The 26,624-nt window shown below is 72.6% G+C and carries 26 protein-coding genes and 2 pseudogenes; 15 read left to right on the plus strand and 13 right to left on the minus strand.

What is annotated here, in order from left to right; translation table 11 throughout:
- Positions 1 to 49 precede the first annotated feature (49 nt).
- From ACIPUC_RS01580 to ACIPUC_RS01600, 5 genes are all read right to left on the minus strand, one after another.
- The gene (locus ACIPUC_RS01580) at positions 50 to 982 is read right to left on the minus strand and encodes a carbohydrate ABC transporter permease (protein WP_446586161.1); all 933 of its coding nucleotides are present in this window, start codon (positions 980 to 982) and stop codon (positions 50 to 52) included.
- Positions 979 to 2,316, minus strand: a complete 1,338-nt coding sequence (locus tag ACIPUC_RS01585) for an ABC transporter permease subunit (protein WP_446586162.1) — start codon at positions 2,314 to 2,316, stop codon at positions 979 to 981. The genes ACIPUC_RS01580 and ACIPUC_RS01585 overlap by 4 nt, the downstream gene beginning before the upstream one ends.
- A 10-nt stretch (positions 2,317 to 2,326) precedes the next feature.
- Complete coding sequence (locus ACIPUC_RS01590; protein ID WP_446586163.1) at positions 2,327 to 3,658, minus strand: ABC transporter substrate-binding protein; 1,332 nt, start codon at positions 3,656 to 3,658, stop codon at positions 2,327 to 2,329.
- A 98-nt stretch (positions 3,659 to 3,756) separates the two neighbouring features.
- Positions 3,757 to 5,439, minus strand: coding sequence for a glycoside hydrolase family 13 protein (locus ACIPUC_RS01595; RefSeq protein ID WP_446586164.1), 1,683 nt, complete (start codon positions 5,437 to 5,439; stop codon positions 3,757 to 3,759).
- Positions 5,440 to 5,647: 208 nt separating this feature from the next.
- A complete protein-coding gene (locus tag ACIPUC_RS01600; RefSeq protein WP_446586165.1) occupies positions 5,648 to 6,928 on the minus strand; it encodes an ABC transporter substrate-binding protein in 1,281 nt (426 codons plus the stop codon).
- 169 nt (positions 6,929 to 7,097) lie between these two features.
- Between ACIPUC_RS01600 and ACIPUC_RS01605 the strand changes: the two genes are divergently transcribed.
- Genes ACIPUC_RS01605 through ACIPUC_RS01615 form a run of 3 tightly spaced genes read left to right on the plus strand, consistent with a single transcriptional unit; the run spans position 7,098 to position 10,692 of the window.
- Positions 7,098 to 7,604 (plus strand): PadR family transcriptional regulator, encoded by a 507-nt coding sequence (locus ACIPUC_RS01605; protein ID WP_189743464.1) that lies wholly within the window; start codon positions 7,098 to 7,100, stop codon positions 7,602 to 7,604.
- The gene (locus ACIPUC_RS01610; protein WP_446586166.1) at positions 7,601 to 8,368 is read left to right on the plus strand and encodes an ABC transporter ATP-binding protein; all 768 of its coding nucleotides are present in this window, start codon (positions 7,601 to 7,603) and stop codon (positions 8,366 to 8,368) included. Before ACIPUC_RS01605 ends, ACIPUC_RS01610 begins: the two co-directional genes overlap by 4 nt.
- A 2-nt stretch (positions 8,369 to 8,370) precedes the next feature.
- Complete coding sequence (locus ACIPUC_RS01615) at positions 8,371 to 10,692, plus strand: FtsX-like permease family protein (protein WP_446586167.1); 2,322 nt, start codon at positions 8,371 to 8,373, stop codon at positions 10,690 to 10,692.
- A 65-nt stretch (positions 10,693 to 10,757) separates the two neighbouring features.
- Here ACIPUC_RS01615 and ACIPUC_RS01620 read toward each other — a convergent pair whose 3' ends face one another.
- Positions 10,758 to 12,428 (minus strand): FG-GAP-like repeat-containing protein, encoded by a 1,671-nt coding sequence (locus ACIPUC_RS01620; protein ID WP_446586168.1) that lies wholly within the window; start codon positions 12,426 to 12,428, stop codon positions 10,758 to 10,760.
- A 270-nt stretch (positions 12,429 to 12,698) separates the two neighbouring features.
- Positions 12,699 to 13,046: a hypothetical protein gene (locus ACIPUC_RS01625; protein ID WP_446586797.1), complete on the minus strand. Its 348-nt coding sequence runs from the start codon at positions 13,044 to 13,046 to the stop codon at positions 12,699 to 12,701.
- On the opposite strand from ACIPUC_RS01625, the pseudogene ACIPUC_RS01630 reads away from it, so the two are divergent.
- A pseudogene (locus tag ACIPUC_RS01630) lies at positions 13,045 to 13,166 on the plus strand (peptidoglycan bridge formation protein FemAB); the annotation flags it as partial. The gene ACIPUC_RS01625 and the pseudogene ACIPUC_RS01630 sit on opposite strands and share 2 nt — an antisense overlap.
- An 18-nt stretch (positions 13,167 to 13,184) precedes the next feature.
- Here the strand turns inward: ACIPUC_RS01630 and ACIPUC_RS01635 are convergent.
- Both ACIPUC_RS01635 and ACIPUC_RS01640 read right to left on the minus strand, forming a co-directional pair.
- Entirely contained in the window at positions 13,185 to 13,568 is a 384-nt protein-coding gene (locus ACIPUC_RS01635) for a VOC family protein (RefSeq protein WP_446586169.1), read from the minus strand.
- Between the two features lie 178 nt (positions 13,569 to 13,746).
- Entirely contained in the window at positions 13,747 to 14,112 is a 366-nt protein-coding gene (locus ACIPUC_RS01640) for a hypothetical protein (protein ID WP_446586170.1), read from the minus strand.
- 85 nt (positions 14,113 to 14,197) lie between these two features.
- Here ACIPUC_RS01640 and ACIPUC_RS01645 point away from each other — a divergent pair, with 85 nt between their 5' ends.
- Positions 14,198 to 16,105, plus strand: coding sequence for a hypothetical protein (locus ACIPUC_RS01645; protein WP_446586171.1), 1,908 nt, complete (start codon positions 14,198 to 14,200; stop codon positions 16,103 to 16,105).
- Positions 16,106 to 16,204: 99 nt separating this feature from the next.
- Here ACIPUC_RS01645 and ACIPUC_RS01650 read toward each other — a convergent pair whose 3' ends face one another.
- Entirely contained in the window at positions 16,205 to 16,912 is a 708-nt protein-coding gene (locus ACIPUC_RS01650; RefSeq protein ID WP_446586172.1) for a response regulator transcription factor, read from the minus strand.
- Between the two features lie 53 nt (positions 16,913 to 16,965).
- Complete coding sequence (locus ACIPUC_RS01655) at positions 16,966 to 17,430, minus strand: GntR family transcriptional regulator (protein ID WP_446586173.1); 465 nt, start codon at positions 17,428 to 17,430, stop codon at positions 16,966 to 16,968.
- Between the two features lie 445 nt (positions 17,431 to 17,875).
- Between ACIPUC_RS01655 and ACIPUC_RS01660 the strand changes: the two genes are divergently transcribed.
- Both ACIPUC_RS01660 and ACIPUC_RS01665 read left to right on the plus strand, forming a co-directional pair.
- Positions 17,876 to 19,081, plus strand: coding sequence for an MFS transporter (locus tag ACIPUC_RS01660; RefSeq protein WP_446586174.1), 1,206 nt, complete (start codon positions 17,876 to 17,878; stop codon positions 19,079 to 19,081).
- A gap of 55 nt (positions 19,082 to 19,136) precedes the next feature.
- Positions 19,137 to 20,078 carry an alpha/beta hydrolase gene (locus ACIPUC_RS01665; RefSeq protein ID WP_446586175.1) on the plus strand — a complete coding sequence of 314 codons (942 nt, stop codon included), beginning with the start codon at positions 19,137 to 19,139 and terminating at the stop codon, positions 20,076 to 20,078.
- Positions 20,079 to 20,099: 21 nt separating this feature from the next.
- On the opposite strand, the gene ACIPUC_RS01670 is transcribed toward ACIPUC_RS01665, so the two are convergent.
- Complete coding sequence (locus tag ACIPUC_RS01670) at positions 20,100 to 20,402, minus strand: hypothetical protein (RefSeq protein ID WP_446586176.1); 303 nt, start codon at positions 20,400 to 20,402, stop codon at positions 20,100 to 20,102.
- 49 nt (positions 20,403 to 20,451) lie between these two features.
- Between ACIPUC_RS01670 and ACIPUC_RS01675 the strand changes: the two genes are divergently transcribed.
- From ACIPUC_RS01675 to ACIPUC_RS01705, 7 genes are all read left to right on the plus strand, one after another.
- Positions 20,452 to 20,616: a hypothetical protein gene (locus ACIPUC_RS01675; RefSeq protein ID WP_446586177.1), complete on the plus strand. Its 165-nt coding sequence runs from the start codon at positions 20,452 to 20,454 to the stop codon at positions 20,614 to 20,616.
- Positions 20,617 to 20,824: 208 nt separating this feature from the next.
- Entirely contained in the window at positions 20,825 to 21,595 is a 771-nt protein-coding gene (locus tag ACIPUC_RS01680; RefSeq protein ID WP_446586178.1) for a thioredoxin family protein, read from the plus strand.
- A complete protein-coding gene (locus tag ACIPUC_RS01685; RefSeq protein WP_446586179.1) occupies positions 21,595 to 22,230 on the plus strand; it encodes a TlpA family protein disulfide reductase in 636 nt (211 codons plus the stop codon). Before ACIPUC_RS01680 ends, ACIPUC_RS01685 begins: the two co-directional genes overlap by 1 nt.
- Positions 22,227 to 23,009: a cytochrome c biogenesis CcdA family protein gene (locus ACIPUC_RS01690; protein WP_446586180.1), complete on the plus strand. Its 783-nt coding sequence runs from the start codon at positions 22,227 to 22,229 to the stop codon at positions 23,007 to 23,009. The genes ACIPUC_RS01685 and ACIPUC_RS01690 overlap by 4 nt, the downstream gene beginning before the upstream one ends.
- A 95-nt stretch (positions 23,010 to 23,104) precedes the next feature.
- Positions 23,105 to 23,716 carry a hypothetical protein gene (locus tag ACIPUC_RS01695; RefSeq protein WP_446586181.1) on the plus strand — a complete coding sequence of 204 codons (612 nt, stop codon included), beginning with the start codon at positions 23,105 to 23,107 and terminating at the stop codon, positions 23,714 to 23,716.
- A gap of 207 nt (positions 23,717 to 23,923) precedes the next feature.
- On the plus strand, positions 23,924 to 25,318 hold the full coding sequence (locus ACIPUC_RS01700; RefSeq protein ID WP_446586182.1) for an ATP-binding protein: 1,395 nt from the start codon (positions 23,924 to 23,926) through the stop codon (positions 25,316 to 25,318).
- A 128-nt stretch (positions 25,319 to 25,446) separates the two neighbouring features.
- Positions 25,447 to 25,581, plus strand: coding sequence for a hypothetical protein (locus ACIPUC_RS01705; protein WP_446586183.1), 135 nt, complete (start codon positions 25,447 to 25,449; stop codon positions 25,579 to 25,581).
- A gap of 48 nt (positions 25,582 to 25,629) precedes the next feature.
- Here ACIPUC_RS01705 and ACIPUC_RS01710 read toward each other — a convergent pair whose 3' ends face one another.
- Entirely contained in the window at positions 25,630 to 25,836 is a 207-nt protein-coding gene (locus tag ACIPUC_RS01710) for a hypothetical protein (protein WP_446586184.1), read from the minus strand.
- A 351-nt stretch (positions 25,837 to 26,187) separates the two neighbouring features.
- Between ACIPUC_RS01710 and ACIPUC_RS01715 the strand changes: the two are divergent.
- Positions 26,188 to 26,556, plus strand: a pseudogene (locus tag ACIPUC_RS01715) (alpha/beta fold hydrolase); the annotation flags it as partial.
- Between the last annotated feature and the right edge of the window lie 68 nt (positions 26,557 to 26,624).

Raw genomic sequence — 26,624 nt, forward strand, 5'->3', positions numbered from 1 at the left:
GTCGGCGAGGCCGGCCACCTCGCCGCATCAGCCGTCGGCATCGAAGAAACTACTTCACCGATCCCGCCATCACGCCCTGGACGAAGTGCCGCTGGAACGCGAAGAAGACGATCAGCGGGACCACCAGGGACAGGAACGCTCCCGGCGCGAGGACGCCGATGTTGCTTCCGAACTGCCGCATCTGGGACTGCAGAGCGACCGTGAGTGGCTGGGAGTCGCTGTCCGCGAAGAGCAGCGCCACGAGCATGTCGTTCCAGACCCAGAGGAACTGGAAGATCGCGAGGCTCGCGATGGCCGGACGGCCGAGCGGCAGCACGAGCCGGGAGAAGATCCGCCACTCACTGCCGCCGTCCATGCGGGCGGCTTCCAGCATTTCGCGCGGTATCTCGGCGAAGTAGTTGCGCAGCAGGAAGATCGCGAACGGCAGCCCGTAAGCGACGTGGAAGAGGACGACGCCCGTGATCGTGCCGAACAGTCCCACCGCGCCGAAGAGTTTGGCCACGGGCAGCAGCCCGACCTGCACGGGTACGACGAGCAGTCCGACGACCAGCAGAAAGATGCCGTCCCGGCCGGGGAAGTCCAGCCACGCGAAGGCGTACCCGGCGAGGGATGCGATGGCGACCACCAGGGCGGTGGTGGGCACGGAAATCAGGAGGGTGTTCCCGAAGGCCGCGGCGATTCCGGAGTCCTCCAGCAGGGCGCTGTAGTTCTCCAGGGACAGTTGGGACGGGTCGGCGAGCGCGGTCCACCAACCGTCGGAGGCATTGTCCCGCTCGGAGCGCAGCGAGGACAGGAACAGGCCCGCCAGTGGAGTGATCCATACGAGGGCTACCAGGATCAGCACGCCCTGGACGACGCTGTTGCTCAGCAGGCGCGCCGGCCAGCTCCTGCGCCGCGGCCCGGGCGCGGTCGGCGCGGGGAAGGCTCGGACGGCCGCCGCCCGCCGGGGCGGTCGGCGCTCGATGGTGCTCTGGCCGCTCATGCTCCACTCCTTCGGAAGCGCCGGATGTTGAAGACCATCGCCGGGACGACCAGCAGGAGGAGCACCACGCTGAGCGCGCTGCCGAGACCCTGGTCGTTGCCGCCGCCGAAGGAGACCAGCCACATTCGGGTGGCCAGCACGTTGGCCTCTTCCTGGACGGGTCCGGGCGCGATGATGTAGACGAGGTCGAAGACCTTCATCACGTTGATCACCAGGGTCACGAAGACGACGGTGAGCACCGGTGCCAGCAGGGGCACGGTGATCCTGCGGAAGATCTGGCCCTCGGTGGCGCCGTCCATCCGCGCGGCCTCCAGCGCGTCGCGTGGGATGGCTGCGAGGCCGGCGCCGATCAGGACCATCGCGAACCCGGTCCACACCCACAGGTAGGCGCCGATGATGGCCGGGGTCACCAGCGCCGGCCCGAGCCAGTTCACCCCCTTGTAGGGGGCCTTGAAGTTGGCCGCGGGCAGCCCGAGGGTGTACTCGGCGTCGTCCAGCCCGGTGAAGCGGAACGACCCGTCGTCGGCCGTGGTGGCGGTCGCGACCACCCGCCCGTCCCGTACTGCCTCGACCTTGATGCCGGGCAGCCCCTTCTCCCCCGGGTCGATCTTGCCCGGCGTGCCGGCGCCGCCGGGAGCGAAGTCGAGGTAGACGACTCCCCCGATTGCCTGCGTGCCGGGCGCCGGGGCGGCCGCGGCCTTGGCGCCGGCGGGCATCGCGTCGGGTGCCACCCCGACGAAGCCCAGGCTGACCGAATGGCCGGGGCGTACGGTGTCCTCGGTGCTGTACGGGCCGCCCGCCCCGCCGGTCAGCCCCTGGTCCTCTCGGGCACGGGCCGTCGGATAGGCGGCAGCGTCGTCGAAGGTGTCGTGGACGCCGACGACGGCGGCGTTGAGCACGCCCCGCGCCGGATCCTGTTCGTAGGCGAGCCGGAAGATGATGCCCGCGGCGAGGAACGACACGGCCATCGGCAGGAAGAGCACCAGCTTGAAGGCGGTGGCCCAGCGCACCTTTTCGGTGAGCACGGCGAGGAGCAGCCCGAGTCCGGTCAGCAGCGTCGGGGCGACGACGACCCAGATGGTGCTGTTGCGGATCGCCTTCAGGGTGGCCGGGTCGTTGATGATCGCCGCGTAGTTCGCGGCTCCGACGAAGCGCTCGCCGCCGGCGTCGAAGAGGCTGCGGCCGAAGGAGAAGAGGACCGGGTAGACGACCAGCGCGCCGAGCAGCAGCAGCGCCGGCAGGACGAAGACGACCGCGAGGCGGCGCTTCCTTCGCTGGGCCCGGCGCCGCGCGTCGGCGGCGGCGGGGGCGGGGGCGGTCACGGTGTCAGCCATGGGAGCCGCCTCAGTTCCCGTAGGCCTTGGCGGCCTCGGCCTCGAGCTTCGCTGCCGTGCCCTGGGGGTCCGACGGGTCGCGCAGGAAGTCCTGGAGGAGCTTCCACTCCCCCGCACCCTTGGTGCCGCCGAACGCGGCCGGGGCCTGGTCCGACATGTCGAAGCGGATCGAGTCGCCCGCCGCGATGAGCGACTCGGCGGTGCTGCGGGTGACGGGGTCTCCGTACGAGGCCATGTCGACGCGGATGCTCGGGGACAGGAAGCCGCCCGAGGCGGCCCAGATCTCGGCCGCCTCGGGGCCGGCCAAGTACTCGACGAGCTTCATGCCGGCCTTGCCGTTCTTTCCCTGCTTGAGGACGACGGCCGCGTCACCGCCGCTGACGACGGGCGCCTTGCCGCCGTCGACCGCGGGGAACGGGAGGAACTTGGCGTCCTTGCCGGGCTGCTTGCCGAACTGGTCCTTGGCGACGCCGCCGACGAAGTCACCCTCGTAGACCATGGCCGCCTTGGGCTGGGGGCCGAAGACCTGCTCGACCGAGGTGGGGAAGTCGGTGGCCAACGCGCCCTGGGCACCGCCGGCGACGAGCTGCTTGTCCTTGAAGAGCTCCCCGAGGGTGGTCAGCGCCTTGACGACGCTATCGTCGGTCCACTTGAGCTCGTGCCGGGCGAGCTGGTCGTACTTCTCCGGACCGGCCTGGGAGAGGTAGATGTTCTCGAACCAGTCGGTGAGGGTCCAGCCGTCCTCGCCGGCTATGGCGAAGGCCGGGCGGCCGGAGTCTGCGAGGGTGCGGCCGGCCTTCAGCAGGTCGGCGTAGCTCTTGGGCTCGCTGACGCCGGCCTGGGCGAAGGTCTCGGGGGCGTACCAGATGGTGGACTTGTGGGCGGCTTTGAAGTACAGGCCGTAGTACGTGCCATCGACGGTGCCGTAGTTCTTCCACACCGGGGCGAGGCTCGAGCCGGCCGTCTTGGCGGTCTGGTCGGAGAGGGGCTGGAGCCAGCCCTCCTGCACGAACTGCCGGAGCACGCCCACCTGGGGAACCATCACGACGTCGGGCGCGTTGCCGCCCTCGATCTTGCTTCCGACGAAGGTGGAGACGTTGTCGCCGGAGGGGACGAAGACCGTGGTGGCGCCGGTCTTCTCGGTGAAGGCGTCCAGGACCTTCTTGAAGTTCTTCTGCTCGCTGCCGGTCCAGACGCCTGCCACGGTCACGGTCTGGCCGGCCAGTTCACCGCCGCTCGCGGGCCCGGTGGTGCCGCCGCAGGCGGTGGTACCGAGGGCGAGGGCGAGGACCGCGGTGGCGGTGGCCGTGGTCCGTCGGGTGGTCTTGCCGGGTCGTCGCATGATGAGGTCCTTTTCGAGGGGGCGCGGGGGCCACCGGGTGGCCTTCGGCTGCACTTGGAGGGGATTCGCTCGGGGAGGGGAAGTCAGGGGCAGGGGGGTCACCGGACCGGGCACTCGCCCGTCCACCAGGCGGCGGTGGCCGCGGGGAGCACCCCGTCGGGGCAGGGTCCGCTGGCGAGCAGCGGAGTGCCCGGGACCGGGGCGGGCACCGGCTCCGCGCCGAAGTTCACCGCGCAGACCAGGCCGTCGCCGCGGGCGATGGCCAGCACCTGCGCGGGCGCGTCCAGCCAGCGCAGCGTGCCGTCGCCGAGCTGCGGCAGGGTGCGCCGCAGTTGGAGACCGTCGCGGTAGAGGTGCCAGAAGGAGCGGGTGTCGGCGAGGGCACGGTCCGTGGCGTGCTCGGCGAACCACGCGGGCTGCGGCAGCCAGGGTTTGGCTCCGGCCGCCTCCTGGCTGAAGCCGAACGGAGAGGCGTGCCCGGACCAGGGCAGTGGTACGCGGCAGCCGTCCCGGACGTGCTTGCGGCTTCCGGTGCGGTGGAAGATCGGGTCGGTGAGGACGTCGTCGGGCAGGTCGAGGACCTCGGGAAGGCCGAGCTCCTCGCCTTGGTAGACGTAGGCGGCGCCGGGCAGGGCGAGCATCAGGAGGGCGGCGGCGCGGGCGCGGGCGGCTCCCAGTCCGCTGCCTTCCACGCCGGGCTCGCCCGCGTAGCGGGTGACGGTGCGCACCTGGTCGTGGTTGTTGAGGACCCAGGTGACGGTGGATCCGGTGCCGGCGATGTCGCGTATCGCCTCGGTGATCGTCGCCCGGAAGGCGTCGGCGTCCCAGGGCGCGCTGAGCAGGTCGAAGAAGAACGCCTGGTGCAGTTCGTCGGGGCGGACGTACTCGGCGTGTTCGCGTGCGGTCGGTACGGACACCTCACCGACCAGCAGCCGTTCGCGGCCGTCCCGCGTGGCGTACTCGTCGCAGACGGAGCGCCAGCGGCGCCACACGTCGTGGACCTCGGGCTGGTTCCAGGCGAGCTGGTTGACGGCGTCGCGGGCGCGCTCGTCGGCTCCGGGGTCGTCCGAGTCGGGCAGATCGCGGTGCTTGAACAGTCCCGCGGCGACGTCTATGCGGAAGCCGTCGACACCGCGGTCCAGCCAGAAGCGCAGCACCTGCTCGAAGTAGTCGCCCACAGCCGGGTCGCGCCAGTTCAGGTCGGGCTGCTCGGGCGTGAAGAGGTGCAGGTACCACTCTCCGGGGGTGCCGTCGGGCTCGGTGGTCCGGCTCCAGGCGGGGCCGCCGAACATGGCGCGCCAGTTGTTGGGCGGCTGCGCCCCGTCCGGGCCGCGGCCGGGCGCGAAGTGGAAGCGGGAGCGCGGCGCGGTGCCCGGCGGCGCGGCGAGTGCCTCACGGAACCACGGGTGCTCGCTGGAGCAGTGGTTGGGGACGATGTCGAGGAGCAGCTTGAGGCCGAGCCGGCGTACGTCGGCCGCCAGCCGGTCGAACTCCGCCAGGTCGCCGTAGACGGGGTCGACGCCGCAGTAGTCGGCGACGTCGTAGCCGTGGTCGTGCTGCGGCGACGGATAGAAGGGGCTGAGCCAGAGGCCGTCGACGCCGAGCTTCCTCAAGTACGGCAGCCCGGCCCGTACGCCGGCCAGGTCGCCGATGCCGTCGCCGGTGCTGTCGAGGAAGCTGCGGACGTAGACCTGGTAGATCACCGCGTCACGCCACCAGGGTGCGGATGTGGTGGCGGTGCGGGAGGGGTGGCCGATGTCGGCCGGAAGGGTGCTGAGCATCTCGCGTCGACCTGTTTCTGCTGAATGCGAGAGCGCTCCGAGTCGGTGCGCTGTTATGCATGCATGTTAAGTAGCAGGGAATGCAAGGTGTCAACGGTGTGTCCGGAAACTGCGGAAAGCTGGGGTAGTTTGTGCCCAAGTGCCCAGATGCAATGACAAAGGGCCTCTACTTAACATGTAAGTAGAGGCCCTCGGAGTGAGCGGGGGATCAGCCCTTGCGGGAGATGGTTCCCAGTTCGCGGCCGAGCCGCGCCACGGCTTCCTCGGGGGTCTGGCGCAGCGCCATCACGTCCTGCGCCACGGCCTGCACGGCGAGGCTCACCTGGTCGTAGCTCGGACTCTTCGGGCGCGGCACCGCAGACAGCACGCTCTGGCGGAGCGTGGGCAGGTACGGATACGCGCGGATCAGCTCGGGGTCCTCGTACAGCGCGGCGCGCACCGGTGGCAGCGAACCCTGGGTGAGCACCTTCCGCTGGACCCGTTCACTGGTGAGGTAGGAGATCAGGTCGGCCGCCGATGCCGGATGCCGCGCATGACTGCTCACGGCGAGGTTGGAGCCGCCCAGCACGCTGCTGCCGGGCCCGTCGGGTCCCGGGAGCGGCACGGCGCCGAACCTGCCCGCGATCTTCGACCCTTCCCCGCCGGCGTCCGCGTACACGTACGGCCAGTTCCGCAGGAACAGCAGCCGGCCGTCCTGGAACGCCCGCCGCGACTCCTCCTCCTTGTACCCGAGCGCGTCGCGCGGGATCCAGCCGTCCCGCACACCGTCCGCGAGGAACCGCAGTCCGGCGCGCGCCGCGTCGGAGTCCACGCTCACCCGCGCGCCGTCGTCGCGCAGGATCGATCCGCCCGCCGAGTGCACGGCCTCGGTGACGTTGACGGTGAGCCCTTCGTACGGCAGGAACTGTCCGGCGTAGCCGTCCAGTCCGTACTTCGGGGCGATCGTGCGTGCCTGGCGGACCAGCTCGGCCCACGTGCGCGGCGGTTGCTCGCCTTCGCGGTCCAGGATGTCCTTGCGGTAGTAGAGGAGCCCCGCGTTCGTGACGTACGGAACCGCGTACAGCCGGCCGTCGAAGGTCGCGGTGTCGACGACCGGCGGCAGGAAGGCGTCCAGCGGGAAGCGGTCACGCGCGAGCGGGGAGATCCATCCGGCCGCCGCGAACTCGGACGTCCAGGCGACATCGATGTTCAGTACGTCGAACCGGTCGCGGCCCGATCGCAGTTCGCTGATCATCTGGGCCCGGGTCTCGTCGGCCGAGTCGGGCAGCTCGACGAGAGTGACGTGCTCGCCGGGGTGGTCGCGGTTCCAGTCGTCGAGCAGGGGGGAGAGGTAGGCGGTCAGGTCTCCCGCCGTCGCGAGCGTCAGGGGGCCGCGGCCCCCGGATGCCACGTCGGCACCGGCATCGGCGTGGACACCGAAACCGGCGTATCCCGCCAGCACCACCGCCACGACCAGGAGAGCTCTACCCGCGGCACGCATCCACCGCATAGATTCCTCCCAGTACATGATCCGGCTGCGCCGCCGACCATCACGGCCTATATATACCCGTTAGGCATGGGCGATACTAGACGCCCAGGCAGACGGGACGGATGCCGGCACCAACTCCGTCCGGTGCAGAGTGAACCGTTGACTACGGAGCGGGAAGGAGGGGGAGCGAGTGCGGCTGGCGCTCCTTGCACTCCTCACCCGTAGCCCTGCGCACGGTTACGAGCTGAAGCAGGACCTTGAGAAGCTCCTGGGCGCCGCGTACCCTCAGCCCAACGTCGGCCAGATCTACGTCACCCTCGGCAGGCTGGAGAAGAGCGGCCTGATCGAAGGCGAGGACGTCGAGCAGTCGGGCCGGCCCAACAAGCGCACGTACAAACTGACGGACGCCGGGCGCGAGGCCGTGCTGGCCTGGTTCGAGGACACCGCTGAGGAGCCTCGCGTACGGGACGAGTTCTTCATGAAACTCGCGCTCGCACCGCAGTCGGGTCTGGCCGACCCCGTCGCGCTGATCAACAAGCAGCGGCGGCAGTACCTCAACACCATGCGGGACCTGTCCAAGCTGGCCGCGGCGGAGGACCGCGACAACAAGATCTCCCAACTGCTGATCGAAGGGGCCATGCTGCATCTGCAGGCCGACCTCGACTGGCTGGAACGCTGTCAGGAGGAGCTGGAGTGAGCGACGACGACACCACCGCTCCTGCCGTGCCCATCGTGCGCGCCGAGGGCCTGACGAAGACGCACTACGGCGAGGGCCTTCCGGTGCATGCCGTGCGCGGGGTGGACCTGTCCGTCCGGCCGGGCGAGTTCGTCGCCGTGACCGGGCCGTCGGGGGCCGGGAAGTCCACTCTGCTCCACCTGATCGGCGGCCTCCAGCGGCCCGACCGCGGGAAGCTGTGGCTGGCCGGGGAGCGGGTCGACGGGTACAGCGAGGCCCGCTGGGCGGTCCTCAGGCGCCGCAGCATCGGCGTCGTCTTCCAGTTCTTCAACCTGGTCTCCAACCTCACCGTCGCCGACAACGTCGAACTGCCCGCCCTGCTCGCCGGCGCCTCCCCGAAGGCCGCCCGTGAATCCCGCGCCGAACTGCTCGCCGAACTCGGCCTCGAAGGGCGCGAGCGGTCGATGCCCGGCGAGCTGTCCGGCGGCGAACAACAGCGGGTCGCGCTCGCCCGCGCGCTGGTCAACCACCCCACGCTGCTGCTCGCCGACGAACCGGCCGGCAGCCTCGACAGCAAGGGCACGCGTGAGGTACTGCGGCTGCTCTCCCGGTTCCACCAGCGCGGCCAGACGATCATGATCGTCACCCATGACGCCCGGATGGCGAGTGCGGCCGACCGCGTCGTCAGCTTCTTCGACGGGCGCATAGCCGACGACGCGCAGCTCGGCGGCGGTCGCCGCGAGCCGGCCGACGGCGTCCGCGGTGTACTCGAACTGAAGGAGTGACCGTGCGGGCCACTCTGCGCTGGGCACACGCCGACTTCCGTGCACGCCGCGGCGAAGCGCTCTTCGTCGTGCTGGCCAGCGCCGGGATCATCGCCTCGCTCCTGCTGGCCGGCGCACTGTTCAGCTACGCCGCGAATCCGTGGCAGCGGATCTTCAACCAGTCGCAGGGCGCGCACATCTGGCTGCACACCCGCGCCGGGGCGGACACGGCGGCCCTGACGGGCGTGGACGGGGTCGCCGCACTCTCCGGTCCCTTCCGCACGGCGGCGACGACCGTCGAGTCGCGCGGCGCGCGGGCCGGGGTGACTTTGCGCGCAGCCGTGGTGGCCCCCGAGACGGGGCGGCCCCTCGTCACCGCGGGCAGCTGGCTGGTCCCACCGGACGGTGCTGCCCGGGCCGGCACCGTCGTGCTGGAAGCCTCGGTCGCGCAGGCGCTCTGGGCCCGGCCGGGCGACACGGTGCAGATCACCGGTCCGGACGGCGCCCCACACGCGCTGCAGGTGAGCGGGATCGCCGAGGCGGCCGAGCCCCGCTACCAGCCGGGCGGCGGAGGCGGCACCGGCTGGGTACTCCCCCGCACCCTCGACGAGATCGCGCACGGAGACACCGGGCAGAGCGTGGGGCTGCGGCTGAGGGATCCGGACGATACCGACTTCATGGTCCAGCGCGCCGTGACCGTCCTCGGTGCCGACCGGGTGGCGAGCGTCACCAAGTGGCAGCAGGCCCGGGCCGAGGCGGGCGGCGACGACCGTCTCCTCGGACAGCTTTTCGCCGTCTTCGGGCTCGGCGCACTGCTGACGGCGGCGCTGGCCGCGTCGGGAGCGATCGGCGCCCGGGTCCGCGGCCAGCTGAGGGACATCGCCGTCCTCAAGGCCGTCGGCTTCACCCCCGGTCAGGTGACCCGCGGCTTCCTCGTCCAGCACCTGGCCTTCGCGCTCATCGGCGTCGCCCTCGGCACGGCGGCGATCGCCCTGCTGGGCGCCCGGATACCGGGGCGGATCGGGGAGGCGGCGGCGGTGTGGCAGGGCCTGCCCGGCCACACCGCGCTGATGATCGGCGTCCCCTGCGGCGCGGTGCTGCTGATCGCGGCTGCCACCGGGCTCTCGGCCTGGCGGGCCGGACGGGTACCGCCGGTACCGGTGGCCCGGGCGGCGCTGCCGTCCGCCGCGCCGATGACCGCGCTCGGCAGGCGGGCCCTCGGGATACGGGTTTCGCCGGCCCTGGTCCTGGGATGGCGCGCGGCGTTCCCCCGACGCGCCCGGACGCTCGTATCGGTGGCCCGGCTCGCCCTGCCCCTGGCGCTGATCACGGTCGCGCTCGTCGCCTGGTCCACGCTGGACCAGTTCCGCAGCCGGCCCGCGCAGATGGGACTGCCCGCGGCGCTGACCGTACGGGCCGAGCAGCCTGCCGGGCCCTCCGACGCGGAGCTGGTCAAAACCCTCGAGGCGATCCCGGGCATCGCCGCGGTCCATCCGGGCGTGGAGATGGCGGCGCTCGTGCCGGGGCAGACCGGCACCATCACGCTGCGGGGGCTGGGTACGGCCGGGAGCCCGTTCCCCTCCACTGTGGTGGAAGGGCGTGCGGTCCGCGGTTCGGACGAGGCCGTGGCCGGGCAGGGGCTGCTGGATCTCCTCGGGGTGCGGGTCGGCGACTGGGTGCGGATGACCGTCGCGGGACGGCCGCAGATCCTGCACCTCGTCGGCCGCACCATCGAACCCGAATCCGGCGGCCGGGTGATCACCACGACCGTCGACGCGCTGCGGGAGCGTGATCCGAAGCTGCGGCCCGAGTTCCACGCTGTGGTCCTGCGCGACGGGGCGGACCCCCGTGCGGTGAGCGGCACGCTCTCCGTCGCGGCAGGCGGAACGCTGGAGATCCGGGAGACGCCCAATCCAGGCGACCGGCTGGAACCAGCACGCGGAGTGACCGCTGCCCTGGTCGTGGTGTTGGCACTGATCGGGCTGACGGACCTTCTGACGCTCATCGGCACGGGCGTGCGCGACCGGGGCCGCGACCTGCTCGCGCTGAAGGCGATCGGGCTGACGCCTCGGCAGATCGGCGCGATGATCATGACGGCCGCCGGTCTGACCGCGCTCGTATCCGCGCTGGTGGGGACGGCGGTGGGCGCTCTGTCCGGCAGGTGGCTGGTGGATGCTCAGGGCGCGTCGAGCGGGATCGGCGCGGGGATCGCCCACCTGCCGGGCTTGCCAATGCTGTTGACGGTGATCGTCGGGGCGGTGCTGGGTGCGGTGGGGGCGGCGACACTGCCGGCCACACGGGCGGCACGACGCCGGCTGGCTGACTCGCTGAGCGAGGCGCTCTGACCCAGAGCCCTGGAGAGGGGTGGGGGCGGTAAGGCGGCCTGCGGCGGCAGTTGGCCGACGGTCTCTCAGAACATCACTTCCCCGGCCGGATAGCCGCCGCCGATCCTTGTGCGGGGCCGGTACGAGCCGGATCCGTCGCCCCGATGCAGCCACAGCACGCCGGCGCCGTCGCGGGCCAGCAGGTCCGGGGAGCCGTCACCGTTGACGTCGCCCGGTGGCACCAGCGCGTTGTACGTGTTCCAGCCAGTGCCGACCCGCACGCGCGAGGCGAACGCGCCGGCGCCGGCGGCGCGGTACAGCCAGAGCACGCCCGCCCGGTCACGCGCCAGCAGGTCCGGGCGGCCGTCTCCGGAGAGGTCGCCCGGCGCCACGACGGCGGTGTAGATCTGCCAGCCGGTGCCGATGCGCACCGGCGCGGCGTAGGTGCCGTCTGCCCTTCCGGCGTGCAGCCACAACTGCCCCGCCGTGTCACGTGTGATCAGGTCGTGCCGGCCGTTCCCGGTGGTATCGCCGGGTGCGACCAGCGCGTCGTACCCCTGCCAGCCCGTGGCAGTACGAGTGCGGGTGCTTTCCCGGTAGGCGCCCGTGGCGTCGGGCGAGTTGCGCCACAGCCGGCCGGCGGTGTCGACCGTCAGGAGGACGTCGGAGCCCGGCAGGCGCACCGCGTGCCGCGTGTCCTGCCAGTTGCTGCCCACCTTGCAGGGGCCGGAGAAGGTGCCGTCGCCCTCGCCCGGGATCCGGAAGAGCGCACCCGAGGCATCCAGGCGGAAGTACGTGCCCCGGCCCGGTTCGTACGGGCCGCAGTCGGACCAGGCCGCTGCGGCACGCAGCATCCGGTGGTCGGAGACAGGCGTGTCCAGGGGCCGTACATCGGCCGCCGGGTTCTTGAAGTCCGCAGCACTGAAGAAGACGTAGTCGAGCTTCTTCTTCAGGGCGGGCACCGTCGCCTCCCCCGAACGGCACGAACGGGTGACCCCGACGGTGCAGGCTGCCGGGTCGAAGAAGTCCCGGTCGTCCTGGTCGGCCTCGAGGAAGCGGCCCATCGCGCCGTCGCCCATGGTCCGGTCGTAGAACCGGGTGAGGGTGGAACTGCGGGGCGAGTGGTTGAAGTCGCCGCCCAGGACCACCGGGATGCCCTGGTCCTCCCAACTCCGGGCGCGGGCGGCGAGCCGGTTCGCCTCGGGAACGGCGAGCGTCCCGTCGTCCCAGTACAAGTGGACCGAGCAGGCCCAGTTCGGCCGGTGCTGCGTGGTGCTCTTCAGGCAGGGCACCCGGATGGGCTCCTTCTCCCCGCCCACCGTCAGGTCCAGGTCCAGGCTGTCCAGGACCTCACCCCTGACGAGGACGGCGTTCCCGTAGTCGGCGTCGCCGCAGACGCCGGGCCTGCCCAGTACCGTCCTGCTGAACAAGCCGCGGTAGCCCAGCCCCCGTAGCCGGGCCAGCACGGCGTCGTACTGGGGCCGGCACACCTCCTGGAGGAAGATCTGATCGGCGTCCCACGTCGTGACGCCGGCCTGGGCAACGACCGTGTCGATGCGCCGCTGGTTGTCGTACGGAGCCGAACGGCAGACGTTGCCGCAGATGTTGTAGCTGACGAAGCGCAAGGGCGGCGCCGTGGCCGGAGCGACCGTATCGCTCCTCTCTCCGGACGCCTGGGTGCCGTGCGCCGCAAAGGACGGGACGGGGCTGCCCGCCACGGCGGGAGGCGCGACCAGCGCACCGCCGACTGCCAGCACGGACAGGACCGCAGTGGTCCAGGCGGATCGGGTCCGGCATCGCATCAGATTGGTCCCCCCGAAACAGCGAAGGGCGGCCCGACGCCGCGTCGCACCAAGCGCGCCGGTGCGCAGCGGACCGCCTCGGAGAAAAGTGTGATCACCACATCACGTGACGTGCGGTCAGGGAGGCTCATCCGTCGCCGCGGCGGCCCGATTCACTCGCCTGGACGGCGGGCGGACCCGACTCCCGGCCGCCTGCCCGCTGCCCCGTGCCCGTGCACGCGCTCGTCAGCCGCGCCGCCAGACCACGTAGCGCTGACCGCGGACGTCCCTGTCGACGTGCCATCCGGGCGGGGCGCTGCGCCAGCTGTCGGTGGCCGGGGCCTGCTCGTCGGAGAGAGGGAGCACAGCCACGTCGGCCTGCGGCGGCGGGGCCTGGTTCTCGGCCAGGTCGCGGGTCCAGATCCGGCCGTCGAGCACGGCGAAGGCCATCGTCGTGCGTATCTGCCAGCGCAGGCCCTCGTCCATCACCAGGCGGTCGCCGGGCCGGATGCCGGCCTCCTGGACGAACCCGGTGGCATCCCCGTGGCGCCAGCCGGTCGAGGGCTTGCCCCGCCCAGTTGCCCTACCCCACACCGGAGCCTCCGCCGACCACCGCCACGAGGTTCGTCCCAGCAACGCCCTTCAGTGGCCGGGGAGTACGACATGCGCGGGGTACCGCCCACGCTCGCTCCCCGCAACCGATCGGCGGACCTTGCGGTAGTCGGGCCGAAATCAGGAGTTCACGGCGGCTCGGTCGGACTCGCTACGCAGAACACAGAATTCATTGCCTTCGGGATCAGCGAGGATCGCCCAGCCTGAACCATCAGGATTCCGGTGATCAGCGACAAAGGTGGCACCGAGGCCCAGCAGCCGGTCCACCTCCTGATCGCGCGAGGCCTCAGGGCGCAAACAGAGATGGATTCGGTTCTTGATCGTCTTGGCCTCGGGCACCTGGTTGAAGTACAGCACCGGGCCCTCCGCCAGCAGCACCTGAGTCTCCCGGGCGCCCGGTCCGTCCTCCGCATGCAGCGGACGGCCAGTCACACTGCTCCAGAACCGAGCCAACTCGTAAGCATCCGCACAGTCAATCGCCACGTTCTGCACCACCGAAACCATGCGGCCCAGCCTTCCTGATCTCCACGCCGAACGCCACTGAACTGCGCCCATTTTCGCGCACACGGCTCGGACCCCTGGCAGCACGATACGGCCACGGCCGGGCCCCGGGGCGTCCACGCCTGTCAGGGGCCGAGCTCAGGGGCACTCGCGCGCAGAGCGTCCCGGATCAGGCTTCGCCTCAGCTGTCCCGTGGCGGCCGTTTCCGCGGGCGTATCTCCCTGACGGCGGCACGCACGCACGCCGCCGGAGTGCCGTAGGCGACGACGATCAGCTCTGCGTCCCCGGCCGACTCCGCCTCGATGCGCGGCTCGATGCCGTGCTGCATCTCCTGGGTGCGTGCCGCGCACTCGGGCGTCGCGCCATCGCTCCTGGGCGGCTTGCGGGTCGCCGTGGACTGACCTCGGCACGCCCAGTGTCCGAGCCGGGCGGCCGTTCTGGCGCAGGCGACCCCGCGCGGCAGCCGGTCGTGGGCGGCGAGACGGGTTTCGGCCGGGGAGTACGAATCACTGCTCTGTACGAGCGAGACTTCGCGGGCGGGACCCATGGACGGCCGGGCCGATGGGCAGTCTGACTGCGTACAGCGTGCGCGCCCGATCGCACGTCACGTTTTCGGAAGGGCCCAGGCATTGATGATGCCGACGACCTGCGTGCTCGCCCCCGTGATGGCACTGTCCCTGTTGCAGGGCGTGGCTCCCCTGGAAGGATCGGCCACACCACCGTACGACGGTCAGCCCGCCCACAGCTCGGCCTTGTTCAGCGTGAAGGCGACGAACAATGCGGCGGCTCAGGCGTTCACCACCGAGAACCGCCGTATCTCCCGCGTGAGCGTGTACGTGGCGAGTCAGGCGGCCACCGGTCGGATCACGGCCCAGATCAGGACGGACAAGAGTGACAGCGCGTCAGCCATCGCGACCGGAAGCATCACTCTGGCGTCCATCGGCGGAGCCGGTGCGGGATGGCTGGAATTCCCCCTGACCGCCGACGTCACCCCCGGCACCACCTACTACCTCCATCTCCAGGCGACCACCACGGAGAGCAAGCCCGTCGCCTGGTACGGGACCGTGGCGTCCGTGCCGAACTCCTTGACCAGCTGGAACTACGACAAGGCGTACTGGGGCGGATGGCACGCCTACTCCTCCAGGCTGGCGTTCTACGTCGACCCGTCCGGCAGCGAGCGGTGCGGTGAGGCGGAACCGTGCTACGTACCGGCCGCGTCGCTCGCCGCACGGACCGCCGGCCTGCTCACCAACGGGACCGCCACCGAGGCCGTGCTTCCCGGCTTCGCCGTCGGTGCCTCCTACGTGGACGGCAGCAACGTACTGCGCCTGCCCTCCGGCCGCTGGCGGTACCTGCCCGACGACGCGCAGACGTCCATCGTGGTGCCCGCGAACGACCCGGGCGCGCGGGCACAGATCTCCGAGAACGGGCGCTGGCTGGAATCCGGCACCGTGCCAGGCACCACGGAAGTCCAACGAGCCGCAGCACGGCGCGCGTTGCTGTCGATGCGCGCGCTCCTGCAGCCCGACGGAGCGTTCGCCGCCGCCTGGTCGCCCGCCTGGAAGTACTCCTGGCCCCGGGACGGATCCTTCGCCGCGGTGGCATTCGCGGCCACCGGGCACGACCAGGAGGCGTACCGCATCCTCCAGTACAACGCCCGTACGCAGCGCGCCGACGGGACGTGGGAGGCCAGGACCAAGCTGGACGGCAGCGGCCCTCCGGACCAGCGGGCCTGGCAGCTCGACGGCAACGGCTGGGTGCCGTGGGCCACGTGGCAGTGGTATCAGGCCGCCCCCGGCGCAGACCGGGACGCGCGGCTGCGCGCCCTCTACCCGATGGTGCAGAAGGCGGCGGACTACGCCACCCGGTCCCTGGGCGCCAACGGGCTGCCCCCGGCTTCCCCCGACTATTGGGAACTCCCCACCGACACCACCAACATCGGCACCGCGGCGCCTCTCCTCGCGGGACTCAACGCCGCCGTCGACCTTGCCTCCCGGCTGGGACAGGACTCCGACCGAGTGCGCTGGGCGGGCGCGGCGGAGCGCCTTTCCGAAGGCATCGCCCGGTACTTCGCCCCGCTGGGCTACCCCCGCACCATCGACGGCCGGCACGGCCGGGACAGCGCCGCGGCGTTCATGGCACCGCCCTTCAACCAGGCTCCGGCCGACCTGCCGGCCGCCCTCGATTCCACCTACCGGGCCCTGCTCCTTCCGAACGGCGGACTGACACCGGGCAACGACCCCGGGTTCAGCTGGGGTTCTTACGCGTGGACGGCGAGCACCTCCTTCTTCGCCCTTGCCTGGGCGCACCTGGGCGAGGAGGAGCGGGCGGACGCCGTACTCCGCTGGGTGTTCTCCAAGCGCAACGGGCTCGGCGAGCTGCCCGAAACCGTGAACGGCTCGGGCCTGCCCTCGTCCGTTGCGCCGCTGGGCTGGACGGACGCCCTCGCGGTCATGGCGCTGCGCGCCCTGCAGGGCGACCCGCTGCACACTCCGCCGCTCCGGCCGGGCCGGGCGTCGGTCACGGAGGGCGAGAAGTGAACTTCGAGTGACCTGCCCGGGTGGGCCCCGCATCACCCTGGGCGTCCACCCGGCGGGGGATCTCCCCTTGGCCCGGGGAACCGGACTGAGGGTCACGCCTCAGTGCGGTGCCACCAGTTTGATGCCGACCCCGCGCACGGTGCGCAGGTAGCGCGGCGCCGCGGCCCGCTCGCCGAGTTTGCGGCGCAGCGCGGAGACGTGCACGTCGATGGTCTGGTCGTCGATGTACGCCTCGCGCCACACGTCCGTGAGCAGGCGGTGGCGGGAGACCACCGCGCCTGCGTGCCGGGCCAGGAAGGCCAACAGGTCGAACTCCCGCCGGGTGAGCGCCAGCTCGCGCCCCGCCAGATGGGCCGACCGGGCCAGCGGGTCCACGGTGAGTTCGCCGACGGTCACCGGGCTCATCGGGTCGGCGGGCCTGGGCTGCCCGGCGGCCGGGCCGGGCGCCGCGGTGCGGCGCAGGACCGCCGAGAGCCGCGCGATGAGCTGACCCCCCGAGAACGGCTTCACCAGGTAGTCGTCGGCTCCTGCGTTCAGCAGCTTGATGATCTCGTTCTCGTCGTCCCGGGCGGTGGCCACCAGTACGGGCACGGCCGATATCCCCCGGATCATGCGGAGGGCGTCGCCGCCGTCGAGGTCGGGCAGGCCGAGGTCGAGCACCACCGCGTCCAGGGGGCCCTGGGCGACCTCCCGCAGGGCACCGAAGCCGTCGCCCGTGCTGCGTACCGTGTAGCCGTGCTCGGAGAGGATCTCGATCAGAGAGGCACGGATGCTGGGGTCGTCTTCCACCACGAGTACGCACGGCATGGCGGACACCCTACAGCCGCCCTCGCGCAGCATTTTCGCGGCGGCCATCGAGCTCAGGTGACGTAGTGCGCCGGGCCGTGCGGGCCCACGGGGTCCCGGCGGAGCAGTCCCTCGGCCCGCAGATGGGTGCAGGCCCGCCGTACGTGCTCGGGGCGCAGGCCGAACTCCTGGCCGAGCAGACCGGTCGGCAGGGCTTGTCCGCTGCGGTAGCAGCCGGCGCGGATGCGGGCGCGGACGGCGGTGACGAGGGGGAGGTCACGGGGGTGCATCTGGCCCGGGCTCAGGACGATGCGGATCTGTGGGCGGCAGATCGCCACCTCTCCGAGGGTGTCCAGCTGCCGGACGGCCTGCCGCACCGCGTTGTGGGGCAGGCCCAGGTGCCGCGCGATGACCGCCAGGGGGTCCAGCAGATCGCCGGGGGCGTACGACTCCCGCACGTGGTCGCGCACCCGGCGGAAGACGGCCGCCTCGCCGCGCGGCCGGCCCGTCACGGGCGTCGGCGCCACTTCGTCTTCCATGGTCGTTCCCCCCAACTTCCGTACGGCCGTGCGGCACCCGGCGGCACGGGTGGCCTACGGCACGGCACGGGAAGATCGTTGGCATTGTGCGCACCCCGGCCCGCCCTGCGGCACGGCTTCAGGTTCCCCTCAGGTACCGCTGAGGTTCCGCGAGGGTGGGACCGCGGCGGCCGTCAGTACCAGTTGTGGCCTGCCGCCTCAGCCGTGGACTCGCGGCCCGGCGGACCGGCCGGGTGGCGGGACGCAGAGGTCTAGCCTCCTGTGGAACGGCCTGCACAGGGCCACGGCCAGCCCGGCCGTCGCCCGCAGCGAAGGGGGCGGTGCGGTGCTCACCCGGCCACCGTACGGCCTGCCCCCGCCCTTCGCCGATCGGCACGAGGTCACGGCCGGGCTTCCCGGCACGGCCGCGGTGGCGGCACTCTCCACGGGAGCTTAGGTTCGGACCATGGACGCGCCGCGTCGCGAGCCGGCCCCCGATACTCCCCGCGGACTCTCCGCCGGGCCCGTCGCCCTGGCCTGGCTGACGCAGTTCCTCGTCGGAACCGACCTGTTCGTCGTGGCTCCGCTGCTTCCCGCCATCGGCGCGTCCCTCGGGGTGTCCGCGGCCAGTACGGGTCTGCTGGTCACGGCCTTCGCGATCGCTTACGTGGTGGCCTCGCCGTTCGCCGGCTGGCTCTCCGACCGCCGGGACCGCGCCACGGTTCTGGTGTGGGCCCTGGTGCTCTTCTCGGTGGCCAACGCCGGCACCGCCCTCGCGCCGAACTTCGGCCTGCTGCTGGTGACCCGCGTGGTGGCCGGGATCGCGGCCGCCGCCACCGGCCCCACCGTGTACGCGCTGGTCAGCACCCGCGCGCGACCGCAGGCTCGGGCCCAGGTGCTGGCCGTCGTGGGATCGGGCCTGCTGACCGCCCTGTGGGTGGGCGCCCCCGCCGGTGCGCTGCTGGGCCGCCACGTGGGCTGGCAGGCCGCCTTCGTCATCCTGGCCGCGGGCACGCTCGTACTGGCCGTCCCCCACGCGTTCGTCTGGCGCGCCCGGCCGGTCCCGGCGGCCGCCCCGCCACGGGCTTCCGGGACGCCCGCGCCGACCGGTCCGGGGGTCGCGGTGTCCGCGGTCGCGGTCACCGCCCTGTGGGCCTTCGCGGTGTACGGCCTGTACACCTTCCTGGCCGTCGCGCTCCACTCCGACGGCAGGGCGGGTTCCGTGACGTGGCTGCTGGTGGTCTACGGCATCGGCGCCGTCGTCGGCGGGCAGTTGGGCGGCCGGATCGCCGACCGGGCCGGGGCCGTGCGGGTCACCATGACGGCATTGGCGCTGACGGCGGTGCTGGAGGCCGTCGTCGCGCTGGTCTACCCCGAGACCTGGGCGCTGGCCGTGGCGCTCGGCCTCTTCGCCTTGGCGGCGTACGCCTTCTTCCCCGCGCAGCAGCGCCACCTCGTGGACATGTTCCCCGAACGGGCGACCGCGATGCTGTCCTGGAACAACAGCGCGCTGTTCGTGGGCCTGTCGGTGGCGGGCGCGGCGGGAGGCCAGATCCTGCACGCCCTCGACTACCAGGCGCTGGTGTACATCTGTGCCGCCGTGGCCGTACCGGCGTGCCTGGTCGCCCGGGGACGGCCGCCACGGCCCGCCGGGAAGGGACCCCGGCGATGACGGCCCGCCCCCGGGCCGCACCCGCGTGACACGAACCCTGTGAAGCGAGGCGGAGATGGCGATCGACCCGGTCCTGCAGGAGCTGCTCGACAGCATGCCGACCACGGCTCCCGACACGGTTCCCCTGGAGGACATGCGCCGTTCGAGCATCGCCGGCGCCGCGGCGCAGCCGCGGGCCGCGCAACTGCCGCGCGTGGAGGACCGCACCGCTGACGGAGTGGGCGTACGGCTGTACTGGCCGCGCGCCGGCGCGACCGGGATGCCGGTGGTGGTGTACTTCCACGGCGGCGGCTTCTTCATGGGCAACCTCGACACGCACGACAACGTCGCCCGCACCATCGCCGCCCGGGCGGACGCCGTCGTCGTGGCGGTCGACTACCGCCTGGCCCCGGAGCATCCGTACCCCGCCGCCGTCGAGGACGCCTCCACGGTCGTGCGCTGGGTCGGTGAACACGCTGCGGAGCTCGGCGGCGATCCGTCACGCCTGGCCGTCGCGGGAGACTCGTCCGGCGGCAACCTCGCGGCCCTCATGGCACTGCACGCGCGCGACGCGGGCGGGCCCGACCTGTGCTTCCAGCTGATGTGGTACCCCGTCACCCACTTCGACCCCACCCTGCCCTCCGCGGTGGAGAACGCCGGAGCACCGCTGCTCTCGCGCCGGTCCTACGAGCGGCTGATCGCCTGGTACCTCGGCGACCGGGACCCCCGTACCTCGGGCGCCGCCCCCGCCTACGCCGCCGGCCACGCCGGCCTGCCACCCGCCTACATCGCCACCGTCCAGACCGACGTCCTGCGCGACGAGGGAGTCCGCTACGCCCGGATCCTGAGGGACGCCGGCGTAGCGGTGGAGCACCGCAACCACACCGACCTGGTCCACGCCTTCTGCACACTGGCCTCCCGCGTTCCGGCGGCCGCGGCGGCACTCGGGGACTCGCTGACCGCCCTCGGGAACGCTCTGGCCCCGGTCCCGGACGCGCGGGGGCGTAGGCCACACTGATGCGGTGCCCCGCCTCACGCGCTATCTCCTCATATGGCTGTCGTGCACCGCAGCCAGCGTCACCGCGGTCATGCTCACGGTGTACTTCGTCATCGGGCTGACCCGGCCCGCACCGCCTGCCCCGCGGTCGGTGCAGGCCGTGTACCCCTCGCCCTCCGCCGTCATCGGCGCGGCCGCGTCGTCCGCCGCACCCGAGCCGGGGCCCGCGGCGTCGCGGACGCCCTCGCCCACCCCGCCGCCGGCGAGCGCCTCCACGCCCGCGCCCGCATCCACCCCCACGCCCCGCCCCTCGCCCCAGTGCAGCGGGGGGCCGGGACTCCACACGGTCCCCTCCCAGGGTGGCAAGGTCACCGTCCAGTACGGGAAGCGGAGCGTGTGCTTCGTCTCCGCGGTGCCCGCTCCGGGATTCCGCACGACCACCGAGCAGACCGCCTCGGACACCCTGGTGGTCGTCTTCACCAGCGCCGACCACCGCTCCCAGATCACGGCGACCGTCGTGCCCTCCGCGAAGGCGAGCGTGCGCGAGACCCGGCTGTGACCCGGCTCTGAACCTGTGCAGTTCCTTAAGAGCGCCTGATGAGACCCATCAGGAGGGCCCCGAACGCCCCTGCCGCACCTAGGCTCACGGACGGTCAGAACGGCTTGCTCCACTTCCGGCGGACATGACGCCCGCCGTGTTCTGGCCCCGCTCCGACGGCCGCCTCCCGGCCCAGGAGACCTTTCCGCTGACAAGGGGTTACTTCGTCATGGCCGCACACCGACGTCAACGCGCCGCCCGCATACAGGGGCTCGTCCGCTTCTCCGCCGTCTCCCTGACGGTCGCCACCGCCGCCGCCCTGGTCACCGCCTGCGACGCCGACGACGCGAAGGAGGGGAAGGCGCGGAGCGTCTCGGCGTCCGTGGCGCCTGACGCGTCCGCGTCGGAGAGCCCGCTCGGCACGGTGGCCGCGGGCGAATCGGCGTCCTCCTCCCCCTCGGCCTCGGCCGCGGACCCGGTTTCCCCCTCCGCTTCCCCCTCCGCCTCCGCGCCCGGCCCCAAGAGCTCCGCGAAGCCCGCGGCGTCGAAGCCGGCCGCTCCCTCGAAGCCGGCCGCGCCCACGAAGGGCGGCTCTGCACCGGGCTCCTCCGGCTTCGCCCCGGGATACGACTCCGGCGCCGACTCGGCCAAGGCCGTCAAGGCCGCGATCGCCGCGGCAAAGGCCGACGGGAAGAAGGTGCTGATCGACTTCGGCGCCAACTGGTGCGGCAACTGCAAGGCCGCGGACAAGGTGTTCGCGCAGAGCGGCGTGGGCGCGATCCTCGATGCCTCCTACCACGTCGTCAAGGTCGACATCGGCAGCCAGAACTCCGCCAACTTCGACCTGCTGCGCGGCTACTGCTCGGGCAAGGGCGCGTACAAGATGCCGGTACTCGTCGTGCTGGACGGCAGCGGCAAGCTCGTCACCGAGACCCACTCGACCGGGAACCCGTCCCTCACCGCCGACGGCCTGAGCGCGTTCCTGCGGCAGTGGGCCTGATGGCCCGGCACCACCCGGCCCACCGCGGACCGGCGGCGGCCGCCCTGCTCCTCCTCGCCCTGGCGGCGGCCGGCTGCGCCGGCCCCGCACCGCAGGCAGCCGGATCCGGTACCGAACCGGCCGCCCGATCCGCGGGTACGGCGCCGAACGGCGGGGCCGGTACGGCCGCCACGGCGGCGGTGCTCCCGGTGGACGGGCGCCGGCCGGCCCCCGATACCTCCGGTACCGCCCTCGACGGCCGGGCGGTCGCGCTCCGCTCCTACCGCGGCGAGGTCGTGGTGCTCAACGTGTGGGGCTCCTGGTGCGCCCCCTGCCGCACGGAGGCCCCCGAGCTGGAGGCGCTCCGAGCCGCCGTGGAACCCCGGGGCGTACGGCTGCTCGGGATCAACGTCCGCGACCGGTCGAAGGGACCCGCCCGGCAGTTCGAGGAGACCTACGGACTGCGCTACCCCAGCATCCACGACCCGCAGGGGGCCCTGCTGCCGGCCTACCCCCCGGCGCTGCTGAACCCCCAGGCCATGCCCTCCACCCTGGTCATCGACCGGAAGGGCCGGATCGCGGCCGCGATCTCCGGGCCGGTCACCCGCGCCCAACTGGAGCCGCTGGTCGCCCGCGTGGCCGAGGAGCAGGCATGACCGGCCCCACGTGGACCGCCCTCGCGGCGGTGGCGGACTCCGGCACGGTCTCGGGCACCCTGCTGCTGGCCGTTCCGGTGGCCGTGGCCGCGGGCCTGGTGTCCTTCCTCTCGCCGTGCGTCCTGCCGCTGGTGCCGGGCTACCTCAGCTACGTCACCAGCCTGTCGGTGGCCGACCTCTCCGACGCGGACGGGGGCCGGCGCGGCCGGATGGTCGTCGGAGCCGCCCTGTTCGTCCTCGGCTTCAGCACGGTCCTGGTGTCCGGCGGCGCCCTGTTCGGCCACGTCGGACGGAACCTGATCGCCCATCAGGACACCGTCTCGCTGGTGCTCGGACTGTTCACCATCGCCATGGGCCTCGCCTTCGCCGGGTGGCTGCCCGGGTTCACCCAGCGGGAGCTGCGCAGCCGGCGCCGGCCCGCCTTCGGGCTGATCGGAGCCCCCCTGCTGGGCATCGTGTTCGGCGTGGGGTGGACCCCCTGCATCGGGCCGACGCTGGCCGCCGTACAGGCCCTCGCGTGGAACGAGGCGAGCGCCGGACGGGGCGCACTGCTGATGGTCTGCTACTGCGTCGGGCTCGGAGCCCCCTTCCTGCTCACGGCGCTGGCGTTCCGGCGGGCTCTGGGCGCGTTCCGCTGGGTCAGGAACCACCACCGGACCGTCATGCGGGCCGGCGGCACGCTGCTCGTCCTGGTGGGCGCCCTGCTGGCCACGGGCATCTGGTCCGACATGGTCTACGCCCTCCAGCTGCGCCTCGCGGACGGCTCCGCGGCCCTGTGAGCACGCCCACCGGGCACCGGGACCGCCCCACACCTGCTGCCGAAACACCCGCTCCCGAAACACCTGCTTCCGAAGAAAGTGAAGAAAGCACGCACATGAGACGACGACACGCATCCGACGAGCACCCGGCCACCGGATCCGGCCGGACCGGCGGACGCACTGCGCGACCCCTCCCGGTCTGGGCCACGGCCGCGCTGCTGGCGGCCACCGTACTCACCGGATGCGGGCAGGAACCGGAGCGGGAGCCGCAACACCCCGCCGCGGTCGCCGAGTTCAACGAGAACGGCGTCACCGTGAAGCTGAGCGTGTCCGACTGGGAGTCCTCGGCGGGCACCCTCGTCGCCACGTTCACCCCCGACGAGGCCGGCTTCCACCTCTACAGCACCGACCTGCCCGCCAACGGCGTCGAGGGAGTGGGCCGTCCGACCGAGATCCGCGTGGCCGGCGTCGCCGCGGCGACGGGCCCGCTCAGCACGGACGCGCCGGTCAAGGAGATCCGCGTACCCGGCGTGAACAGCGCCGTCCCGGTGTACCCGGACGGACCGGTGACGACCACGCTGCCGATCCGCGCGACCGCGGCGGGCGAGGCGGAGGTGGTGATCGGCTACGCGAGCTGCAGCGCGACCGCGGGGTGTACGATCCCGGTGGCCGGCCGGACCGTGGCCCTGCACGCCACCGCGGAACACCTGTCGTTCACCACGGGCTGACAGCGGTGACCGGGCCCGCCGCGGGCGCCGCTCCCCGGGGCGTCCGCCCGGTGGCGACGGTACTGCGGACCCGGCCTGCGGGCCCGGCGTCCGCCGTCCCTCCCCGCCGGAGCCAGAACCGTGCCGCCCGCGCGGCCCACACCGTAGGAGCGCCGTTCCCGTGACGCGAGGGCCCCGGAGACCCGGCGACGAACGCGGGGCGCAGCGGTGAGGCGCTCCCTGGCAGGCGTGGCCCTGGCCGTCACCTCGATGGTCGCCCTGTCCTTCCTGATCCCCCTCGGGGTGCTGGTGATGTCGCTCGCCCGCGAGCAGAGCATCACCTCGGCCGAGCAGAGCGCCGCCGCGATGGCGCCCATCCTGGCGCTCACCACCGACCCGGCCGAGCTGCGGGAGGCCGGGGCCGGCCTGCGGGCGGCCGAGCACCTCGTCATCCACCTCCCGGACCACAGCGTGGTCGGCGGCCAGGGGCACGCGCCGCGGGAACTCCTGCGCAGGGCGGGGGCCGAACGCGAGTCCATCTCGCGGGACGTTCCCGGCGGCTGGATCTACCTGCAGCCCGTGATCCTGCCCCAGGACCGGGTGGCCGTCGTGGAGAACTTCGTGCCCGACGACGAGCTGACGCACGGGGTCGCCGTGTCGTGGAGCGTGATGGCGGGCCTGGCCGTCGTACTGCTCGCCGGCTCCGTACTGGTCGCCGACCGGCTCGGCTCGGCCGTCGTCACCGCCGCCCAGCGGCTGGCCGAGGCCTCCCGCCGGCTCGGCGCGGGGAACCTGGACTCCCGGGTTCAGCCCAAGGGCCCGCCCGAGCTGAAGGAGGCGGGTACGGCGTTCAACACGATGGCCGACCGGATGACGGACCTGCTCGCCGTGGAGCGGGAACTGGTCGCCGACCTGTCCCACCGGCTGCGCACCCCCCTGACCGCGCTGCATCTGGCGGTGGAGCGGATCCCGCCGAGCGCCGAAACCGGCCGCATCCACGGCGCGGTCACCGAACTGGAGAAGGAACTCAACGCGATCATCGCCGCGGCCCGGACCCCGCTGGCCGTGGGGCCCATGGGCCGGGTGCTGCGCGGCGAAGGCGCCGAGGACACGCCGGGCCCGGGGGGCGCGGAGCGCTGCGCGGTGGCCGACGTCGTCCGCAGGCGGGCGGCGTTCTGGGCCGTGCTGGCCGGGCAGCAGGAGCGCCCCTGCCAGATGCGGGTCACCGACGAGCCGACCACCGTCGGTCTGCCCGAGTCGGACATCACGGCCGTGGTGGACGCTCTGGTGGGCAACGTCTTCCGCTACACCCCGTCGGGCACGGCCCTGGAGATCGCCGTGAGCCGTACCGCGCACACCGTGGAGCTGACGGTCCAGGACGCTGGCCCGGGCATCGCCGATCCGCACGGCGCGCTCGCCCGGGGCGGCAGTACGGGATCCAGCGGTCTGGGTCTCGACATCGCGCGCCGGGCGGCGCTCGCCTCGCAGGGCGAGGTCCGCATCACCCGCGGACCGCTGGGGGGTGCGCAGATCACCGTGGTCTTCGGCCTGGCCCTTGCGGCGCCGCAGGACCGGCCGCGCTCGCGCCGCCGGGTGCGCGCCTCCGGCGGCCGCGGCACCTGAGCCGCGTACGGGAGCGGCGCGTGCGCCGGCCCACCGGCCTGGTCGTTCGCCGTCCCCTGCGCGGGGGGGGCCGGGCAGGTGTGCGCGAGGGCCGGTCGAGGCCGGTCAGGTGGGCGGCGTCCAGCCCCATGCGGTCGGCCGTCGCCGCCTTCGCCCGGTCCAATGCCGTGCCGCAGGCATCGGCGTACAGCGCCCGCTGGACGGTCTTGTTCGCCGCGATCTCCCGGGCCCTGCAGACGGCGGAGCACACCGCGAGGACCTGAACGGGACCGCCGCACGCCCGACGGCTTCGGGCCGGGGGCGCGGCGTGCTCATGTCCTGGGGTGGAGCGGCGCCACGGGACGGTCGTCCGGGCCGTGTTCCCCGACGGTTCCGGATGGCCGCCACGCCGTGTGCAGCGCCTTCCAGAAGTCGCTCCAGGCGGCCGTTTCCGTGGGCCCGTGCCCCTCGATTCCCGCCAGCGTGTCGCACGAGACGACGTAGCCGTCGGGCGTCAGGCGAACGGTCGGAGCGGACATGGCACAGTCTCCCCTGGCATCTTTCGGGTAAATCCAGTGTCCGCCGCCGCGGCCCGCCCCGCACGTCCGGACACCTGCTCACCAGCCAACACGCGCCTCGGCCACCGCACAGACCTGGGCCGCCCGCCGGTGTGGCGAGCTGTGCGGCCTGGGTGTGTCGTCCGGCCGTCGGAGCTGCCGACGCCGACGCGGTCCACGGCACGGAACACCCAGGACGGTACGCGGGGTCCCGCCCGCGCCGGATCGGCCATCGGAACCCCGATGGCACGGCGCCGGAGCCCTGAGGGGCCTGGACCCACGGCTGCGGGAGGGGTTGACCCTGCCCCTGCGTCAGGGTTGGAGGCTGGTCGCATGACGGACGACAACACTTCCCCGGTTCGGCTCGCCCCGCCGATCGGAGGGTTCCAGGAGATCGAAGGCCGCCGCATCTTCGTGCGTCGCTCGGGCAGCGGCGGACCGGCCGTGGTGTTCCTGCCGGGCGCCGGCGCGGTCGGCCTGGACTATTTCGGTGTCCAGCAGGGCGTTTCGCAGTTCACCACCGCCGTTGTGTACGACCGCGGCGGCACGGGCTACAGCGATCCCCTTCCGCTGCCGCGCACTGCCGCCGCGGTCGCCACGGAACTGCGCGAGCTGCTGCGAGCCGAGAACATCGCCGCCCCGTACGTCCTGGTGCCGCACTCCCTCGGCGGCTTCTACGCGCATCGGTTCGCCCAGCTGTACCCGCAAGACGTGGCCGGACTGGTCTGGTTGGACGCCTTCCACCGCGACTGGGACGACTTCATGCCTCC

It is taken from the genome of Streptomyces sp. LARHCF249 (assembly GCF_052871255.1).